This window comes from Acinetobacter sp. 70_2, from assembly GCF_056736115.1.
In genome coordinates, this window is the sequence record NZ_JBWZIP010000013.1 from 18,225 (window position 1) to 37,375 (window position 19,151).

The 19,151-nt window shown below is 39.1% G+C and carries 20 protein-coding genes and 1 pseudogene; 6 read left to right on the plus strand and 15 right to left on the minus strand.

What is annotated here, in order from left to right:
• Positions 1-9: 9 nt before the first annotated feature.
• Positions 10-1,530, minus strand: coding sequence for an exopolyphosphatase (gene ppx, locus AC1PJ9_RS06130; RefSeq protein WP_311069605.1), 1,521 nt, complete (start codon positions 1,528-1,530; stop codon positions 10-12).
• Positions 1,531-1,809: 279 nt separating this feature from the next.
• On the opposite strand from ppx, the gene trxA reads away from it, so the two are divergent.
• Together trxA and rho are read left to right on the plus strand one after the other, a co-directional pair.
• A complete protein-coding gene (gene trxA / locus AC1PJ9_RS06135; protein ID WP_002054512.1) occupies positions 1,810-2,136 on the plus strand; it encodes a thioredoxin in 327 nt (108 codons plus the stop codon).
• Positions 2,137-2,456: 320 nt separating this feature from the next.
• On the plus strand, positions 2,457-3,725 hold the full coding sequence (gene rho, locus AC1PJ9_RS06140; protein WP_001054522.1) for a transcription termination factor Rho: 1,269 nt from the start codon (positions 2,457-2,459) through the stop codon (positions 3,723-3,725).
• A gap of 183 nt (positions 3,726-3,908) precedes the next feature.
• Here rho and AC1PJ9_RS06145 read toward each other — a convergent pair whose 3' ends face one another.
• Positions 3,909-4,043, minus strand: a complete 135-nt coding sequence (locus AC1PJ9_RS06145) for a hypothetical protein (RefSeq protein WP_311069604.1) — start codon at positions 4,041-4,043, stop codon at positions 3,909-3,911.
• 93 nt (positions 4,044-4,136) lie between these two features.
• Here AC1PJ9_RS06145 and AC1PJ9_RS06150 point away from each other — a divergent pair, with 93 nt between their 5' ends.
• Positions 4,137-4,382 carry a hypothetical protein gene (locus AC1PJ9_RS06150; protein WP_263612953.1) on the plus strand — a complete coding sequence of 82 codons (246 nt, stop codon included), beginning with the start codon at positions 4,137-4,139 and terminating at the stop codon, positions 4,380-4,382.
• A gap of 171 nt (positions 4,383-4,553) precedes the next feature.
• Here the strand turns inward: AC1PJ9_RS06150 and AC1PJ9_RS06155 are convergent, their stop codons facing one another.
• From AC1PJ9_RS06155 to pheS, 3 genes are read right to left on the minus strand one after another with little or no spacing between them, the layout of a single operon-like run.
• Positions 4,554-4,850: an integration host factor subunit alpha gene (locus tag AC1PJ9_RS06155; RefSeq protein ID WP_000126166.1), complete on the minus strand. Its 297-nt coding sequence runs from the start codon at positions 4,848-4,850 to the stop codon at positions 4,554-4,556.
• Positions 4,847-7,228 (minus strand): phenylalanine--tRNA ligase subunit beta, encoded by a 2,382-nt coding sequence (pheT, locus tag AC1PJ9_RS06160; RefSeq protein ID WP_311087092.1) that lies wholly within the window; start codon positions 7,226-7,228, stop codon positions 4,847-4,849. Before pheT ends, AC1PJ9_RS06155 begins: the two co-directional genes overlap by 4 nt.
• A gap of 32 nt (positions 7,229-7,260) precedes the next feature.
• Positions 7,261-8,241 carry a phenylalanine--tRNA ligase subunit alpha gene (pheS, locus tag AC1PJ9_RS06165; protein ID WP_311087093.1) on the minus strand — a complete coding sequence of 327 codons (981 nt, stop codon included), beginning with the start codon at positions 8,239-8,241 and terminating at the stop codon, positions 7,261-7,263.
• A 157-nt stretch (positions 8,242-8,398) separates the two neighbouring features.
• Between pheS and AC1PJ9_RS06170 the strand changes: the two genes are divergently transcribed.
• The gene (locus AC1PJ9_RS06170) at positions 8,399-9,400 is read left to right on the plus strand and encodes a hypothetical protein (RefSeq protein ID WP_311087094.1); all 1,002 of its coding nucleotides are present in this window, start codon (positions 8,399-8,401) and stop codon (positions 9,398-9,400) included.
• Positions 9,401-9,406: 6 nt separating this feature from the next.
• Here AC1PJ9_RS06170 and AC1PJ9_RS06175 read toward each other — a convergent pair whose 3' ends face one another.
• From AC1PJ9_RS06175 to AC1PJ9_RS06195, 5 genes and pseudogenes are all read right to left on the minus strand, one after another.
• Entirely contained in the window at positions 9,407-9,910 is a 504-nt protein-coding gene (locus AC1PJ9_RS06175) for a GNAT family N-acetyltransferase (RefSeq protein WP_311087095.1), read from the minus strand.
• Positions 9,911-9,968: 58 nt separating this feature from the next.
• The gene (locus AC1PJ9_RS06180; RefSeq protein WP_311087198.1) at positions 9,969-10,526 is read right to left on the minus strand and encodes an NADAR family protein; all 558 of its coding nucleotides are present in this window, start codon (positions 10,524-10,526) and stop codon (positions 9,969-9,971) included.
• 91 nt (positions 10,527-10,617) lie between these two features.
• Entirely contained in the window at positions 10,618-10,977 is a 360-nt protein-coding gene (gene rplT, locus AC1PJ9_RS06185) for a 50S ribosomal protein L20 (RefSeq protein ID WP_000124858.1), read from the minus strand.
• 11 nt (positions 10,978-10,988) lie between these two features.
• Positions 10,989-11,183, minus strand: coding sequence for a 50S ribosomal protein L35 (rpmI, locus tag AC1PJ9_RS06190; RefSeq protein ID WP_002054552.1), 195 nt, complete (start codon positions 11,181-11,183; stop codon positions 10,989-10,991).
• 11 nt (positions 11,184-11,194) lie between these two features.
• Positions 11,195-11,293 (minus strand): annotated as a pseudogene (locus tag AC1PJ9_RS06195) (hypothetical protein); the annotation flags it as partial.
• A 139-nt stretch (positions 11,294-11,432) separates the two neighbouring features.
• Here AC1PJ9_RS06195 and nreB point away from each other — a divergent pair.
• Complete coding sequence (nreB, locus tag AC1PJ9_RS06200; RefSeq protein WP_191103021.1) at positions 11,433-12,683, plus strand: nickel resistance MFS transporter NreB; 1,251 nt, start codon at positions 11,433-11,435, stop codon at positions 12,681-12,683.
• A gap of 40 nt (positions 12,684-12,723) precedes the next feature.
• Here nreB and AC1PJ9_RS06205 read toward each other — a convergent pair whose 3' ends face one another.
• From AC1PJ9_RS06205 to thrS, 4 genes are all read right to left on the minus strand, one after another.
• Positions 12,724-13,152 (minus strand): YqaA family protein, encoded by a 429-nt coding sequence (locus AC1PJ9_RS06205; RefSeq protein WP_262751435.1) that lies wholly within the window; start codon positions 13,150-13,152, stop codon positions 12,724-12,726.
• A 54-nt stretch (positions 13,153-13,206) separates the two neighbouring features.
• Entirely contained in the window at positions 13,207-13,827 is a 621-nt protein-coding gene (locus tag AC1PJ9_RS06210) for a glutathione S-transferase N-terminal domain-containing protein (protein ID WP_002054551.1), read from the minus strand.
• A 206-nt stretch (positions 13,828-14,033) separates the two neighbouring features.
• Positions 14,034-14,585, minus strand: coding sequence for a translation initiation factor IF-3 (infC, locus tag AC1PJ9_RS06215; RefSeq protein ID WP_079377112.1), 552 nt, complete (start codon positions 14,583-14,585; stop codon positions 14,034-14,036).
• 5 nt (positions 14,586-14,590) lie between these two features.
• Complete coding sequence (thrS, locus tag AC1PJ9_RS06220; RefSeq protein ID WP_019456642.1) at positions 14,591-16,513, minus strand: threonine--tRNA ligase; 1,923 nt, start codon at positions 16,511-16,513, stop codon at positions 14,591-14,593.
• A 412-nt stretch (positions 16,514-16,925) separates the two neighbouring features.
• Between thrS and AC1PJ9_RS06225 the strand changes: the two genes are divergently transcribed.
• Positions 16,926-18,554: an acyl-CoA synthetase gene (locus AC1PJ9_RS06225; RefSeq protein WP_207693296.1), complete on the plus strand. Its 1,629-nt coding sequence runs from the start codon at positions 16,926-16,928 to the stop codon at positions 18,552-18,554.
• A 60-nt stretch (positions 18,555-18,614) separates the two neighbouring features.
• Here AC1PJ9_RS06225 and yjgA read toward each other — a convergent pair whose 3' ends face one another.
• Complete coding sequence (yjgA, locus tag AC1PJ9_RS06230) at positions 18,615-19,151, minus strand: ribosome biogenesis factor YjgA (protein WP_004883153.1); 537 nt, start codon at positions 19,149-19,151, stop codon at positions 18,615-18,617.

Below are 19,151 nucleotides of genomic sequence, written 5' to 3' on the forward strand. Positions count from 1 at the left end.
ATTATCCCTTTAATCGATAAATTTTTCCGACTGAATATTCAATTCAATGTCCCAATGCTTAAACTGCTCTTGCTCATCATGCAAGTCGGCAACTAACAATGGCCATTGTTTGGCATCACCAGAAACACTAAGCTGCCATTGTTGATCATTTATGATGGTCAATTCAATGGCAGGAAGCATCTGATCACTGCGACTATGGTTGAGTAAAACTGCAAGGCGAAGTAATAAACTTAAGTAAAGTAATTTATAACCGCCAGCCTTTAAAACTTCATTTTTTACATCATTACGTAATTTGCGACGATGATGAGCAACCAAATGTGAAAGATGGTTTTGATCAATTTGTGAGAAACCTGGAATATCAGAATGCTGTAATAAATAAGCACCATGACGATGGTAACCACCATGACTAATTGCTAAACCAATTTCATGCAAATATGCAGCACGGCGCAGTAAGTCACTGTCTTCACTGGTTAAATTAAGTGGCTTTGCTACACCATCGAATAACTGTTGAGCTGTATTTACAACTCGTTCTGCTTGTTTCGGATCAGCGTTATAACGTCCCATTAGGGCTTGTACACTACGATCTCGGATATCTTCATGTTTAAAACGACCTAACAGGTCATACATGACTCCTTCACGCAATGCACCATCAGAATATGCCAAATATTCAATTTCCAATACTTCAAAAACTGCGTACAAAATTGCCAATCCGGCTGGCAAAACTGCTCGTCGGTCTTCTCGAAGTCCTTCAAAATCAATTTCAGAAATATTTTTGAACTTAAGTAACTTATCTTTAAGTTTATAGAGGCCTTCACGAGTGACATTTTCTTGCTCGTCACTTAACCCCATATTCACCATAATTTGACGACAGGCTTTAATAGTTCCACTTGAACCAACAACAGTATCCCAACCTTCCATCTTATAAGTTGTTGCAATTGCTGAAAGTTCTTTACGAGCAGCAACTACTGCCTTATCGAATGCTTTTTGTGTGATTTCGCCATCAGCAAAATAAGCTTTTGTATACGCCACACATCCCATTTGCAATGATTCGGTATATATAGGCTCAAACTCTTCGCCAATAATAAACTCGGTAGATCCCCCACCAATATCCACAACTAAACGACGTCCACCGTTAGCCATCGTGTGAGATACGCCAAGGTAAATCAGTCGTGCTTCTTCACGACCAGCAATAATTTCAATAGGTTTGGGTAAAATTTCAGCGGCTTTTTGAATAAATTCATGGCCATTTTTAGCCTGACGTAAAGCATTGGTTGCCACAATTCTTAAACGATTGGGTTGAACAGAACTTAAACGTCCCACAAAACGAGCTAAACATGCTAATCCACGTTGTTGTGCTGCTTCTGTTAAATTTTTATTTTCATCAAGACCAGCCGCAAGCTGTACTTTTTCTGACATTGAAGCCACTTTTTTAACTTCACCGTGATCTACCCGTGCAATTGCAAGGTGAAAACTGTTCGACCCCATATCTATGGCAGCAAGTAATTCTTCATCAATCAGAAAATCAGACATTATTGAACTAAACCCATAACAATTCACGCCTAGAGTAATTCACAAGAATGCAATTGAAAAGCCATTTTCATCAACAATTAATAGACATCGATATTTTTCTATTTGTTAAACGATTGTACAAGCCGATGATGAATATCGTGAGCATCCATTAGACAAATTCAGTTAAGCCTTGAATAATAGCATCAAACCCTTACATTGAACTAAGTAGCTATGTAATACTGATAGAGATTATATCCTCATATAGTGATAGCACTTTTTTCTAAAAATTGGAGCCGTACCATGTCTGCGACTATTGTAAATACAACTGATGATAACTTCCAAGCAGATGTTCTAGATGCAGAAACCCCTGTACTTGTTGACTTCTGGGCAGGTTGGTGTGCACCTTGTAAAGCAATTGCACCTGTTCTTGAAGATTTATCAAGTGAATATGCTGGTAAAGTAAAAATCGTTAAAGTTGACGTAACTTCTTGTGAAGATACAGCAGTGAAATACAATATCCGTAATATTCCTGCTTTATTACTTTTCAAAAATGGTGAAGTAGTAGCTCAGCAAATCGGTGCTGTACCTCGTTCTAAACTCGTTAGCTTCATTGACGAAAACGTTTAAGAAGAAACGTTACAGATAAAAATACGCTATATCTCTATAGCGTATTTTTTTCGGCTATAAATTGACAAATTAGCTGATCTCACTTATATTGCATGCTCAAGAGGCACTGAAGGGAATCGTCTTCTGTCCGGCTTCTTACAAGACACAAACATAAAGATCGCCACTCGGCAACAGAAATTGTTTTTTCACATTTCTCTTCGAAACAGTTAATCAGACTTCTGAATTGTTATTGTGTAAATACAATTGCGATACTCTTTTTTGTATGCGAGCGATTTTTCTTCTTTTAAACCACACTCTACTCTTTCCTAATTCTGACCCTTATGAATTTAACTGAACTCAAGAAAAAACCAATCGGCGAACTAATTAAAATTGCTGAATTTATGGGCCTTGAAGGTATGGCTCGTAACCGAAAGCAAGATATTATCTTTGCCATATTGAAACGCCATGCAATGAATGGCGAAGAAATTTTTGGTGACGGCGTTCTTGAAATTCTCTCTGATGGTTTTGGTTTTTTGCGCTCTGCCGCAGGTTCGTATTTAGCAGGTCCGGATGATATTTATGTGAGTCCTTCACAAATCCGACGCTTTAACTTGCGTACAGGTGATACCATCACAGGTACTATTCGCCCTCCGAAAGAAGGTGAGCGTTATTTCGCGTTACTCAAAGTTAATCAGATTAACTATGACACGCCTGAAAATTCTCGAAATAAAATTTTATTTGAAAACTTAACTCCCCTTTTCCCAACCGAACAATTGGTTATGGAACTAGGTAATGGTACAACAGAAGACTTAACTGCTCGTGTTGTCGACTTAGTTGCCCCAATTGGTAAAGGTCAACGTTCGATTATTGTTGCACCGCCAAAAGCGGGTAAAACAATGTTACTTCAAAACATTGCTCAATCTATTGTGAGAAACAATCCGGAAGTATTCCTTATTGTTTTACTTATTGATGAGCGCCCAGAAGAAGTAACTGAAATGGAACGTACTGTACGCGGTGAAGTCGTTGCTTCAACATTTGATGAAGCACCTGCACGTCACGTACAAGTAGCTGAAATGGTCATTGAAAAAGCAAAACGTCTTGTTGAACATAAAAAAGATGTTGTGATTTTACTTGACTCTATTACACGTTTAGCTCGTGCATACAACACTGTAATCCCTTCATCAGGTAAGGTATTAACGGGTGGTGTAGATGCACATGCATTAGAACGACCAAAACGTTTCTTTGGTGCGGCTCGTAACATCGAAGAAGGCGGTTCTTTAACAATCATCTCTACTGCGCTTATTGAAACTGGCAGTAAAATGGATGATGTAATTTACGAAGAATTCAAAGGTACAGGTAACCAAGAAATTACACTTGATCGCCGTATTGCTGAGAAACGTGTCTTCCCTGCTATGAATATTAAGAAGTCAGGTACACGTCGTGAAGAACGTTTAATGGATGAAGATAAATTACGTAAAGTCTGGATCCTTCGCAAACTCCTTCATCCTATGGATGAGTTGGCTGCTATGGAATTCTTACTTGACCGTATGAAAGAAACCAAAACAAATGATGATTTCTTTGATCAAATGAAACGTAAAGCTTCAACTTAATCATTAATTTGTTCCAAAAAAGCTACTCTCATGAGTAGCTTTTTTATTTGGTTGACATGCTTTACACAAAACTACATTTTACTATTCCTTATGTAAGGATATATTTAAGCTTTTGAAAATAAATATTTTTAATATAAAAAAATTATGTTTTTTAGTAGTTTACTTACACCTTTTCCAATATATCTAATCTATTTGATTGTTTTTTTCTGTTAAAAAACAGACTGTTTTTTCGATTTTTCTGCGCTTTTTTGACAGGTGACAGTAGTATTTCAGCATTCGCAGTGATAGCATAGCGGCAGACCAGTTAGACTGCTCCATGCGTTGTTACCTAGCTACGTTTAGGAATAATAAAAGCAAAACAGCCTAACTTAGGTTTTTTTAATCTCAAATTTTTTTTGTGAGAGTGATGCCATGTTATTCAAAAAATTCGCTGTTGCTGCTGCTGTTGCTGCTACTTTAGCTTTCGTTGGTTGTTCTAAGAAAGAAGAAGCTCCAGCTGCTGCTGCTGCTTCTGAAGCTGTAGCTGCTGCTTCTGAAGCTACTGCTGCTGCTTCTGAAGCTGCTACTGCTGTTGACGCTGCTGCTTCTGAAACTGCTGCTGCTGCTTCTGACGTTGCTGCTGCTGCTTCTGACGTTGCTGCTTCTGCTGCACACTAATCTATATTGTAGATTAGATAAAAAAGAGGACTTCATGTCCTCTTTTTTTATGCTTAAAATTTTATAAATTCATTACAAAAGCATCTGATATATCGATACACAGTTCTCTAGGCTTAAATACGATTCATTCAAAACCAATTAGAACCAAACACAAATATAAAAAAAAGCAGATCAATCGATCTGCTCATTTCCAACGCGTTGTCTAAATTTCTGACCCGCTCTAAAGGTCACTACACGGCGTGCAGAAATCGGAATTTCTTCGCCTGTTTTTGGATTACGTCCTGGACGCTCGCGTTTATCTCTAAGTTCGAAATTACCAAAACCAGAAAGCTTAACCTGTTCACCCGCGATAAGCGCTTGGCTAATTTCGTCAAAGAACAACTCGACCATTTGTTTTGCTTCACGGCGATTTAAGCTGGTTAACTCACTTAAATGATCAGCCATGTCTGCTTTAGTTAGTGCTGTCATGAGGCCCTCAATGTCGCTTGATAAGTGTTTTCCAACACTTGGATTATATTGTCCATACCAGATTTAATTTCAGCATCTTCAAGCGTACGTGAAGGATGTTGCCATAATAATGCAAACGCTAATGAGCGCTTACCTTCTTCGACACCCTGCCCCGTATACACATCGAATAACCAAGTAGAGTCTAAAAGCTCTCCACCAGTTTTTTCGATTAACTGCTGAATATCTCTAACATTTATATTATCAGAGATTAAAAGCGCAATATCACGTCTAACCGAAGGAAAACGTGATAATTCTGTAAAATTAGATACATAAGATTGCAAAACTGCTGCCTGATCAAGCTCAGCAACCCAAGTTGTGCTCAAATCAAGCTCATTTTCTAAAGATGGGTGCAAACGGCCTAGGTAACCAATTGATTTACCATCAACTAAAATTTCAGCTGACTGTCCCGGATGCAACCAAGCACGCTCTGAACGAGCATATTCAACTTTAAGACGTCCAGCAGCTAAAATCTCTTCTACTTCACCTTTGAAATCGAAGAAATCCATTGGTTGTGGCTTAGCATGCCATGATTCTGGTTCACGAGAACCTACAGCAATTAACGCTAATGTCGGGATTTGCTTTAAGTCTTGAATAGAAGCGGCATTTTGATAATCAAAACGCAAACCAAGCTCAAAGAAACGCACACGGCTTTGTTGACGGTTTAAATTATATTGGACACAAGGAATTAAACTAGAAAGCAAAGTGCTACGCATTGCTGCTAAATCACTTGAAATTGGATTTGCTAGCATGAGTGGATTTACTTGCGGGTTTAACTGCTTTTCAAGTTTTGCATCAGCAAAGCTAAAGCTGATTGCTTCTTGGTAACCCAAAGTGACTACTGTTTGGCGTAGTTGTGCAATTTCAAAACGATCTTGATACTTAGCAAGCTGAACATCCATACTTGGCAAGCTAATCTGAATATTGTCATACCCATCAATACGTGCTATTTCTTCAATTAAATCTTGATAAATAGCCATATCATAGCGATGTGATGGTGGAACAACGCTCCACTCACCTTCAGCTTTAACAGTTACTTTACACCCTAGTCGAGTTAGAGCATCTGTAATGAACTCAGCAGCAACTTGATATCCCAATAATTGGTCTACTTGAGCTTGCTTAAGTTCAATAGCTTCACGTTTTGGAAGTAAATCAGTTTTTTCAGCCACAGTGATAGGACCAAACTCACCACCCGCTAATTCTTGAATGAGCTGAGAAGCACGATTCATCGCAATTAATGGCAATTCAAAATCTACACCGCGTTCATAACGTTGCGAAGAATCTGTATGCAAACCAAAACGGCGAGCACGCCCAGCAATCGCAAGTGGAGCGAAGAATGCGCTCTCCAAGAAGATATCAGCTGTATCATCAGTTACACTTGATGCTAGACCGCCCATAATACCAGCGATTGCTAGTGCTTTCTGGTCATCTGCAATAACCATCACATCTTCTTGCAACTCAACTTCTTGATCATTCAAGAGTTGCAACTTTTCTTGTGGCTGAGCTTGGCGAACGTGTACAGTTCCTTCGATTTTAGCTAAATCAAAAGCATGCATTGGCTGACCCAATTCCATGAGGACATAGTTCGTTACATCAACCAGAATACTGTGAGTACGAATTCCTGAACGTGCTAAAGCTTGTTCCATCCACTCTGGGGTCGCAGCTTTTACATTCACGTTTTTAACTACACGTCCTAAGTATCGTGGAGCCCCATCCGTGCTGATCACTACTTTTTTCTCATCAGTGATTGTCGCATCAACTGACTTGATTTCAGGCTCATTCATTTGCAGTTGGTTAATTACTGCAATCTCACGTGCGATACCACGGATACTGAAACAGTCACCACGGTTTGGTGTAATACTGATATCAATAACGTTATCATCAAGTTTTAAGTATTCACGGATGTTTACCCCTACTGGAGCATCAGCAGGTAGCTCAAGCAAACCATCGATTTTATCTTCAAGGTCGATTTCAGAAGCGCCGCACAGCATACCTTGTGATTCGATGCCACGAAGCTTACCTTTTTTGATTTTAAAATCGCCTGGTAATACTGCACCAATAGTTGCTACAGGTGCTTTCATTCCAACACGAACGTTAGGAGCACCACATACAATTTGCAGAGGTTCACCTGAACCAATGTTAACTGTTGTTACACGCAGACGGTCTGCATCTGGATGTTGTTCAACCGTTAGAACTTCACCAACCACAACTCCAGTAAATGGCTTAGCAACAGGTGCTAGTTCATCTACCTCAAGACCAAGCATAGTCAACTGATCAGATAATGTATCACTATCAATGGCTGGGTTAACCCATGTGCGTAACCAATTTTCGCTAATCTTCATCTTTATAAACCTTATTTAATCCTGAAAAAATGTTAGGCAAATTGGCGTAAGAAACGCACATCATTTTGATAGAACATACGTAAGTCATTGATGCCATAACGCAACATTGCAAAACGCTCTACCCCTAAACCAAAAGCAAAGCCTTTGTATTTATCAGGATCAATACCCGCAGCACGTAGTACATTTGGATGTACCATGCCACAGCCTAATACTTCTAACCAACGTCCACGCTCATCCATGATATCCACTTCTGCACTAGGCTCTGTAAATGGGAAATATGATGGGCGGAAACGTACTTTTAAATCTTTCTCAAAAAATTCATTCAGTAGGTTAATTAATAAACCTTTTAATTCAGCAAAGCTGGTGTTCTCAGCAACGTACAAACCTTCGATTTGATGGAACATTGGCGAATGCGTTTGGTCTGAGTCACAGCGATATACACGGCCCGGACATACAATACGAATTGGCGGCTGGCTTGTTTCCATGGTACGAATTTGCACACCAGAAGTATGCGTACGCAACAAATGGTTTGCATCGAAATAGAAAGTATCGTGCATAGCACGTGCAGGGTGATGCCCAGGAATATTTAATGCTTCAAAGTTATGATAGTCATCTTCAACTTCTGGTCCTGTTGCAACTATAAAACCAGCTTTAGTAAAGAACTGGCAAATACGTTCTTGTACTTGAGTAACAGGATGAACTGTACCAATGCGCTGCCCACGACCTGGTAAAGTAATATCAATGGTCTCATTTGCTAGTTTTTGCGCTAGCGCAGCTTGTTGTAATGCCGTTTGACGCTCACTTAAAGCGCTATTAATTGTTTCTCGAACAGCATGAATCGCAGCACCTTGTACTTTACGTTCTTCAGGGTCCATTTTCCCTAATGCTTTCGATTGTTCTGCAAGCTGGCTTTTTTTCCCTGTAAATTGCACACGCACCTGATCAAGTGCAACAAGGTCTTGAGCTGCTGCAATGGCAGCAAGCGCTTCTGTGGTCAGGGCTTCCAGTGACATATTAACTCTCAAAGCAACAAATTTAAAAATATAATAAAACGCTGCATTCTAACAGTTTTTCACCGTATTGATGAAGTTTATCCATCATGAAAAATGTATTAGGCAACAAAAAGATAAAACGTATAAAATAATACTATCGTCAATGAGATCAATTATTATGGCGCTCAATCAGATTTGGAAACAACAACTTACACTTGTGACCTACGGTAATGAATACCTTCGCCAGAATTTAAGCTTCAACCAATGGCGACAACATCATATTTTTGACCAACATAGTTTTCAGTTTCGTGACTTAATTTCACAGCATTTACTTGCTCAACATTTCCAAGTTTGGCTAGAAGCGCTCAAAAAACAAGGGACAACCCAAATCTCTCTTCACTTATCAACAATCTTAAATGAAGAGCAAAATCCAAATAATAATGTAGAACTTTTACCTTATACCCATTTTATCGTGAGCCATCAAAACAATAAAAAAATCGCATGGATTTTTGGCCATGAGCTTGCCGAATGGTATAGCAGCGATAATGAATTTGAAGCGCCTTTAAATCAGCGTAGTGATTTACGTTTAGAAACTTTCTGGCGTTTTGAACTGAACGAAAAATTATCCAAGAAAGTTGATGCTGACTTAAAAGCACCTCAATGGGATGAAATTGCTGACTTTATGGAGACTGAGTTATTTCGAAGTAAGTATGCAGCGGGTTTTGAAGAACCAGAATTTCAGAAAAAATATTTTGATGGGTCAACACATCAAATTTCAGTAGATCATCAACCAACTCTTGCCCTTATTCCTGAAAACTACCCAGCTGATTGCGCACACCAACTCCTCTACCGCACTCAGGCTTTATCAGACTATTTAGAGCAAAAGAAACGCACCGCAAATGATCCTTTAGGGGAAGACTTAGACCAAGAGCAAATTATTAACTTAAGAAATTTTACCCACAAAACTGATGATCTGTTTGCAAAGTTTATTGTGAAAGCAGCAAATCATTATCAAACAGCTCAATTAAAACCTGTTGAGAAACCCTCTCCTTTTGATGCAACAAATGAGTCCGTAACTCAATTAAAAGCACCTCATCATAAAACTGGTGGAACAGGTGTAATCAAGCTTATTGTTCTAACTGTCATTATTTGTGCCTTAGCTTATTATTTTGGGCTTTAATCTTGATTAAAGTTCCCATTGATAAAGTAACTCTGTTATTCCGAAGCCGAACTCTGGTAGTTCGGCTTCAGCAATTAACTTTGCTCCCATTTTTTCATAGAAGAAACGACTCGGATTTTCATTAAAAACCTCTAAACGAATAAAAGCATAACCTTGATTTAAAGCGCATTGATAGAACTTTTGGAATAACTCACGGCCTACACCTTGTTTTTGAACTTCTTTTAAAAGATAAAAAGCAAGAATTTCAGCAACGTTATTTTCTGGATTTAAATAACCATCGAGAAAGCCTTTTACCACTCCATTTTCAGTATAGATAAATAACTTATGATCAGGACTTCTGCTTATCTCTTTCCATAACGGTTCTTTATATAGTACGTTAAGCTCATCTAATATTTCTTGCTTAACCATACCGGCATAGGTTTCTTTCCAACCTTGCACATGTACTTCTGCAATAGATAATGCATCCTTAAATGTTGCTATACGAATATCTGTGTCATTTAATGGTTTCAATTCACTCCCCTCACGTCACTACTTTTTAGAGTGAGGTATTGATTAGTCTCACACGAACCTACTCAGTTAAAAACTGCTCTCGAACATGCATTAAAGTAAACCCCAACAAATTTAGACCTTGCCATAGAGAAGGATCTTGGATATGTGGATGGTCTTGGGCCATACCAATACCCCAAATTTTATCGACAGGAGATGCTTCAACCAAAATACGGTCTTTCGTTGCTAATAAGAATTTCTTCAACTCAGGATGCTGTGAGAATTTGGCAAAATTCGCCTGCACTACTATATCAAAACGGTTTTCTCGCCATATCTGTTCGTCATAATTACGTACTTTACGGCCGAGTTGCTTTGCTTCATTTGGATGTTTAACTTGCAAAATCTGTGCAAAAATTTCTTCATCATTAAATAATTTTGCTTTTTGCGCCATCATATAGTGCTCAGCAGTAAAGTACTCAACACCCTCAATTTCAAATTGCGCAGGAAACCACTGGCTAAAACAGCTTTTATCAATAAGATCAGCTTGCTTAGGTGTATGCCCCCAGAAATACAAATATTTGAATTGGTGACCTTGCTGCACTTTTTGAATTAAGTCATTTAGAAATTTTTCGTCTCTCATCATTTATCTCTGATTATTTTCTCTTTTAAAAATAGAACCACTAAAAATAAAAAAGACCGCTAAAAAGCGGTCTTTCTTTGAATCTCTAAGCTTATGCAGCTAATGCGCCTTTAGCTTTTTCAGCTAAAGCAGCAAATGCTACTGCATCATGCATAGCGATGTCAGCTAATACGCGACGGTCGATGATCACTTGAGCTTTTTTCAAGCCATCGATCATACGGCTGTAAGACAAACCGTTTTGACGAGCACCAGCATTGATACGCGCAATCCATAGAGCACGGAATTGACGTTTCTTTTGACGGCGGTCACGGTAAGCGTATTGACCAGCTTTGATTACCGCTTGGAACGCTACGCGGTAAACGCGTGAACGAGCACCATAGTAACCTTTAGCGCGAGCAAGAATTTTTTTGTGACGACGATGAGCCACTACACCACGTTTTACACGAGCCATTTATAATCTCCTTAGATGTATGGGCACATACGACGAACTGAATTCATGTCAGAAACATGAACCATTACACAGCCGCGTAATTGACGGATACGTTTAGCAGATTTTTTGGTCAAGATGTGGCGCTTGAACGCTTGTTTACGCTTAAAACCGTTTGCAGTCGCTTTGAAGCGTTTAGCTGCACCACGGCGAGTTTTTAACTTAGCCATAGTAACCTCTTTTAGGCACCTGTTCGGCGCGATCGCACCATTGCAAAATCGACCTGCAGGTAAGGAAGCGCGTATTTTATAGCATGCTGACTAAAATTAAAACTACTCTTAGCATTTTTTTGGATTACCAACTTAACAAACTAAAAAATTCATATCATTTTTTTAGAAGGTAGTCATTGCTAATAAATTCAGCATCGTGGTTTATTTAGCTCTATAATATGTTCAAATTATCAACATACGATATTTCAAATGCAGAAACATGATGCATTCGCTGCACTACGCTATAGAGATTTCTCTATTGTTACCATTAATCAATTTTGCTTAACGTTAGCAATTTTGATTCAAGAAATTATTGTTGCTTATTCACTTTATCAAATTACCAAAGATCCCCTAACTTTAGGCTTAATTGGTCTCGCAGAAGCCATTCCATTTATTGCTCTATCCCTTTGGGGTGGCTATTTTGCTGATAAGTTTAATAAACAGGTCATTATGAAAATCTGTTTATTTTTCTCAGTGCCTCTACCTTTAGTTTTGTGGTTGCTGTTCCATCTGCATGGTTTAGGTCATATCAGCGTAAATTTCCTTTCTTGGGGTATTTATGCAGTCATTTTTGGCTTAGGTACCATACGCGGGTTTTATAATCCCTCTGCTACATCATTGAAACCATTCTTAATTCCACGTGAGCTTTATGCCAATGGCGCAACATGGACAACTATTGGTTGGCAAAGTGGCGTGATTATTGGGCCTATGCTAGGTGGGTTTATGCTTGCTTACTTAGGCAGAGAAACCAGTCTTTTTAGTGTTGCAGCCCTACTCAGCATCTGTTTTATTCTCATTAATTTATTACAAAAACGAAGCTTTCCTAAAATTGAAACTACCAATGTATTAGAAAGCTTAGGTGATGGTTTCCGCTTTATTTGGAAAACCAAAATAGTTCTCTGGGCTATTTCTCTAGACCTTGCCTCTGTTTTATTTGGAGGTGTGATTGCCCTATTGCCTATCTTTGCAGAAGATATTTTAAAAGTGGGACCAGAAGGCTTAGGTTATTTACGTGCAGCCCCATCTATTGGTGCCCTCCTTACCATGATTGCTTTGACTCGCTTTCCTCCAACTCAGCACGCATGGCGTAACATGCTATTAGCAGTTGCCGGGTTTGGTGTATTTACGATTCTTTTCGCTTTCTCAAACAATATGTGGTTATCCCTATTTGCACTAGCGATGACAGGCGCTTGTGACAGTATTTCAGTTGTGGTTAGACAAACCATTTTGCAAATTTTCCCACCAGAAAATATGCGTGGTCGCGTTGCGGCGGTAAATGGAATGTTCGTTTCGTCTAGTAATGAGCTAGGTGCATTTGAATCAGGCCTAGCAGCTAAATATTTGGGAACGATTGCCGCGACTATTTTTGGTGGTTGTATGACGCTTGCAGTGGTCACGTTTTGTTGGCTAAAAACCAACGACCTATTTAAAGTCGACATTACCAAAAGTTCAGAAGACTAATTAAATCCTTTTAATAAAAGCATCTTCGGCTGCTTTTACTTTAAATAAAGTCTGTAATTACCCAATAAATGAAAATATAGCGCCCAGCCTTAGCAATAAGAACCATAAATAAAAAGCGCCAAAAATTTTCTTTGAATAAGCCAGCAACCAAAGTAATTGGATCACCAATCACAGGTGTCCAACTTAAAAGCAGCGAATAAAAGCCATACTTATGATAAAAACATTGAGCTTGCTCTAGACGTTTTTCAGAAACTGGGAACCATTTTTTATGTTTAAACTGTTCTATTTTTAAACCTAACCACCAGTTCACACATGAACCGAGTACATTTCCGAAAGTAGCAATCGAAATAAGAAGAAAGGCGGAATGTTGATTTTTTAATAATAACGCAGCGAGTACAGCTTCTGATTGTAGCGGTAATAATGTAGCCGCCCCAAAAGCACTCAAAAAAAGTAAAAAGTAACTTAGCATATTAAATTAAAACCAAACTACCTTTCACTTTATTCATTGCGCTACCAAGCAAAATTAGATGACTTTAATTGATAAAGCTTTTTGTACCGCAGGACGTGCTGTTAGGCGGACAATATATTCTTGCACATATGGATAGTCCTCTAATTGAATCCCCTGCCATTCATATCGCAAGATCCAAGGCAGAATTGCCATATCAGCAATTGAGTATTCCCCCGCAACAAATTTTTGCCCTATAAGTTGTTTGTTTAATACGCCATATAAACGCTTAGTTTCATTCACATAACGTTCAATTGCATAAGGAATTTTCTCTGGCGCAAAGCGGTTAAAATGATGATTCTGCCCAAGCATAGGCCCTAGCCCACCCATTTGCCACATGAGCCATTGTTCAACTTCAACTCGCTCTTGTTCATCTGTTGGATAGAATAAGCCAGTTTTTCGACCTAAATATTGCAAGATCGCGCCAGATTCAAATACTGAAATTGGCTCACCACGTGGACCGTCCTGATCGACAATTGCAGGAATTTTATTGTTTGGGGAAATTTTCAGGAAATCAGGTTGAAATTGATCATTTTCTAAAATATTAATTGGATAAAGGGTGTAATCCAGTCCCATTTCTTCTAAGGCAATTGTGATTTTATGTCCATTGGGTGTTCCCCAATAATATAGATCAATCATTCTATTTTCCTATTCATCGTTATCATGACTGCGTCTTGCGTTATATCATGTTTTGGCTAATACAATGATATCTCCAACACCAAAAAATACATAAAATTTGAGAATAGCTTTGGTTTAAAAAGTTATTAAATCGCATTTTAAAGATACTAAATCACGAAATGACAGGCATAAAAAAGCACTGCTTTTGCAGTGCTTTTTTATGAGTATTACTTTTTCTTTTTCGGTCCAAGTAACATACCCATTTGTCGACCTTCCATTTTCGGAGCTTGCTCTACAATACCAAACTCAGCTACGTCTGCTTCAATTTTTTGTAATTGAGCTAAACCAAGTTGTTGGTGAGCCATTTCACGACCACGGAAACGTAAGGTGATTTTGACTTTGTTACCTTCTTCAAGGAACTTCAAAATAGCACGAAGCTTAACTTGATAATCACCTACATCAGTTGCTGGGCGTAGTTTGATTTCCTTCACTTGCACTTGATGCTGTTTTTTCTTGGCATCTTTTTGCTTCTGTTTCAGGTCAAACAAGTGCTTGTTGTAATCCATGATTTTACAAACAGGCGGCTCAGCGTTTGCGACAATCTCAACAAGGTCAAGATCTGCATCCTCAGCAGCACGCAGTGCTTCATTTAATGAAACAATTCCTTTTTGCTCACCATCAGCAGCGACGAGGCGTACTTCTTTTGCACGGATCTCATCGTTAATTGCTGGACGGTTACTCTTTGCACCTTGTTGTTGGTTACGGTCAGGCTGTTTAATCTTTCTTACTCCACAATATACCGGCCACGTTCGGCGACGGCAGATTTCACTAAGTCAATGAAAGCATCCACTGACATAGTACCTAAATTTTTTCCTGAGCGAGTACGTACATTCACTGTACCTTCTTCAACTTCTCGATCACCAAGAACTAACAGGTAAGGAATGCGCTCTAGAGTACGCTCACGAATCTTAAATCCGATTTTTTCATTTCTCAAGTCAGAAATAGCGCGAAGGCCATTTTCCTTGAGTTTTGCCACAACTTGCTCACTTGCTTCCGCTTGAGCGTCGGTAATGTTCATGACACATGCTTGTACAGGTGACAACCAAGGTGGCATAAAACCAGCGTAGTGTTCAATTAGTATACCAATAAAACGCTCAAAACTACCAAGAATTGCACGGTGCAACATTACAGGCTGATCACGTTCGTTTTCTTCAGTTACATAAGAAGCGTCTAAACGAACTGGCAAGTTGAAGTCACACTGAATGGTACCACATTGCCATACACGACCAAGACAGTCTTTTAAAGAGAACTCAATCTTTGGACCATAGAATGCACCTTCACCCGGCTGCAACTCCCATTTAAGACCGGCTTCATCTAAAGCATCTGCTAAAGATTTTTCAGCTAAATCCCAAAGTGCGTCATCACCTACACGCTTTTCCGGGCGAGTAGATAACTTCATTTGAACTTCTTCAAAGCCAAAGTCTTTATAAACATCTAAAGTGAGTTTAATAAAGTCTGCAACTTCTTTACCGATCTGTTCTTTAGTACAGAAGATATGTGCATCATCTTGTGTAAAGCCACGAACACGCATAATACCGTGTAAAGAACCAGATGGTTCATTACGGTGACAAGAACCAAACTCAGCTAAACGAATTGGTAAATCACGGTAAGATTTTAATCCTTGGTTGAACACTTGAACGTGACAAGGACAGTTCATTGGTTTTACAGCATAGTTACGACTTTCTGAATGAGTCGTAAACATGTTTTCTGCATAGTTTGCTGCGTGACCAGATTTCTCCCAAAGCGTAAAATCTACGATTTGCGGAGTTTTAATTTCTTGGTAACCATTGTCTTGCTGAACTTTACGCATGTACTGCTCTAGTACTTGATAAATAGTCCAACCATTTGCATGCCAGAACACCATACCCGGTGCTTCTTCTTGCATATGGAATAAGTCTAATGCTTTACCAATTTTACGGTGGTCACGCTTTTCAGCTTCTTCAATACGCTTGATATAAGCTGCTAACTGTTTTTTATCAGCCCAAGCAGTACCGTAAATACGTTGAAGCTGTTCATTCTTCGCATCACCACGCCAGTAAGCACCAGAGATTTTAGTGAGCTTGAATGATTTTAAGAATTTTGTATTCGGTACGTGAGGACCACGACACATATCTAAATAATCTTGATGGTAGTACAAGCCCATTTGTGTTTCTTCAGGCATGTCTGCAATCAAGCGTAATTTGTATTCTTCACCACGAGCAGTAAATTCAGCAATAACTTCATCACGTGGAGTCATTTTTTTAACAACATCGTAATCTTGATCGATGAGCTTTTTCATACGCTCTTCGATTGCTGCCATATCATCTAATGTAAAAGGACGTGGCATCCAGATGTCGTAATAGAAACCTTCTTCGATGACCGGACCAATCACCATCTTTGCTTCAGGGAAAAGTTGCTTTACTGCATGCCCTACAAGGTGTGCACAAGAGTGGCGAATGATCTCAAGACCTTCTTCATCTTTTGGAGTGATAATTTGTAAGGTCGAGTCTTCGGTAATTAAGTCACATGCATCAACTAAGCGATCATTTACTCGTCCAGCAACAGTATTTTTTGCTAAACCAGGCCCAATACTTTGAGCGACTTCCATAACAGATACAGGGTGATCAAAACTCTTTTGATCGCCATTTGGCAATGTGATAATTGGCATAGAAAAATCCTTAAGGAGTGATGCCCTATACGAAGGAGCATTTCACCGCGAGATTATGATCGAGGCAAGCCTCAAAATATAAAAACGGTGTAAATCAAAATTAAAAAACCTGAAAGATTTTACACTTGTTCAAGCCAAGTGAAAACCTTTGTGCTCATAAAATCATAAATACATTTTGCTTATACGGTAAACAGCAATAAATGACTTTAATAAGCGCTCTACCTAAATTTTAAGAAATACATAAATAGGATAATTATTCATCAGAACTGTTTTAAGATGTTGGAAATAGCATTTGTGCTCATTTCCTGACTGAGGGGTATTTCTGTTTAAGACTAAAGCATTAATGCTTTGATTAATATTAAGTCATATTTTCAAAGAATGAATTAAAAAATAGAACATGGAGTTATTTCACATGGTTAGTGCATACGATGAATTACCACGCACACCCGCAAACTTTGTTGCGTTATCCCCTCTGCGCTATTTAGAACGTGCAGCTTATATCTATCCAGACCAAGCATCTATCATTCATGGTAACCGTCAGATTTCATGGAAAGAAACTTACCAGCGCTGCCGACAGTTTGCTTCTCAACTTCAACAATTAGGTATAACTAAAAACGATACTGTTTCAGTCTTATTGCCAAATGTACCAGCAATGATCGAAGCCCATTTTGCTGTACCTATGGCTGGTGCTGTTCTTAACACACTAAATACTCGTTTAGATGCTAAAACCATCGCTTTTATGCTGGAGCATGCTGAAACTAAAGTGCTTTTGGTTGACCCAGAGTTTGTTAATTTAGCCAGAGAAGCTCTATCGCTCATTCCCAACCAACATATTATTGTGATTGATGTGGCTGATGAAGAATATGAGGGTGAAAACCAATTTATTGGTTCGTTTGAATATGAAGAATGGATAGCTCAAGGTGATACTGATTTCGAATGGCATTTACCGCAAGATGAATGGGATGCAATTAGCTTAAATTACACTTCCGGCACAACAGGTAACCCTAAGGGTGTGGTTTATCATCACCGAGGTGCTTATTTGAATGCGGCTAGTAATATTTTAGCCTGTGGCATGAAACCTCGAGCTGTTTATTTATGGACACTTCCTCTGTTCCATTGTAACGGTTGGTGCTTTGCATGGAGTATTGCAGCAAGTGGCGGAACCAATATTTGTTTGCGTAAAGTCGATCCTGAACTGGTGATGCAGCTTATTGCAAAACATAAGGTTGATTACTTCTGTGGTGCTCCTATTGTCCTGTCCATGATTATTAACCTACCGAAAGAAAAACAACCAAACATACAGCATCATGTTGAAGTTATGGTGGCAGGTGCTGCACCACCTGTCGCTGTAATTGAAGGTATGCGAAATATTGGAATCAATGTCAACCACGTTTACGGTTTAACTGAAACCTATGGGCCATCTGCGCTTTGTGCCTCTCAGGCCGGATGGAGCGATCTCTCCATTACCGAGCAAGCGCAACTACACTCTCGTCAGGGTGTGCCTTATCCACTTCAAGATAGTATGCGAGTACTAGACCCTGAGACGATGCAGCCCGTTCCGAATGACGGCGAAACCATGGGAGAAATTATGTTCCGTGGCAACATTGTCATGAAGGGATATTTAAAAAATCCTAAGGCAACTGAAGAAGCTTTTGCGGGCGGTTGGTTCCACACTGGAGACTTAGCGGTTTGCCACCCAGATGGCTATGCAAAAATCACTGACCGCTCCAAAGATATTATTATTTCAGGTGGAGAAAATATCTCATCTTTAGAGGTGGAAGACGTTTTATATAAACATCCAGCAGTTTTAACGGCGGCTGTTGTGGCAAAACCTGATGAACGTTGGCAAGAAGTACCATGTGCATTTATTGAATTAAAAACAGGTGCTACAGTGACTCCTGAAGAAATTATTGCACATTGTCAAAAAGAACTGGCGCGTTTTAAAGTTCCCAAAGATGTAGTGATTACTGAAATTCCAAAAACCTCAACAGGCAAATTGCAAAAATTCATTTTGCGTGAATGGGCAAAAGAACGCGTTTAAACAATATCGGAAATAAAAAAGCGACGTATCTAACGTCGCTTTTTTTTAGTTAAAACGGTATTAACCTTGATCTGACAATAAAGCGACTTGCTGCACGTAGTTAATAAACTTACCTTTAGATGCTTCAAGATCTGCTTCCGCAACTTGCTGAGTTTTATCACGGTTAATTCTTAACACATGCTGACGCAAAGTATGACGTTCAGATGCATTATAGATTTTACTAAACTCATTAATTGCAGGGTCGCCCTGCTCGATCATACGATCTACCCAACGCATCAATTGAGCTTGTTTTTTCGCGCCTTGTTGAGGAGTCAAATAAGATAAAATGACGGTCTCATCTTCATTACGCAAGAGTTTACCAACACGCTGAAACTGGCGACGACGCGCTTCAAACGAGCTAATATTCTGGACTTCTAAAAGAGCATCAATTAAACGCTCATCAACCGGAAGTTTTTGAATCTGTTTGATAGAAAGTTGTGCTAACTGCTCACCTAAAGCAGCCATACGTTGAACTGCTTTTTTCTGTTCGGTTTTACTTGCACGTCCTTCTAAAGAATCAAAATCTTCTTCAGTATAACGCTGGGGACGACGTGCCAC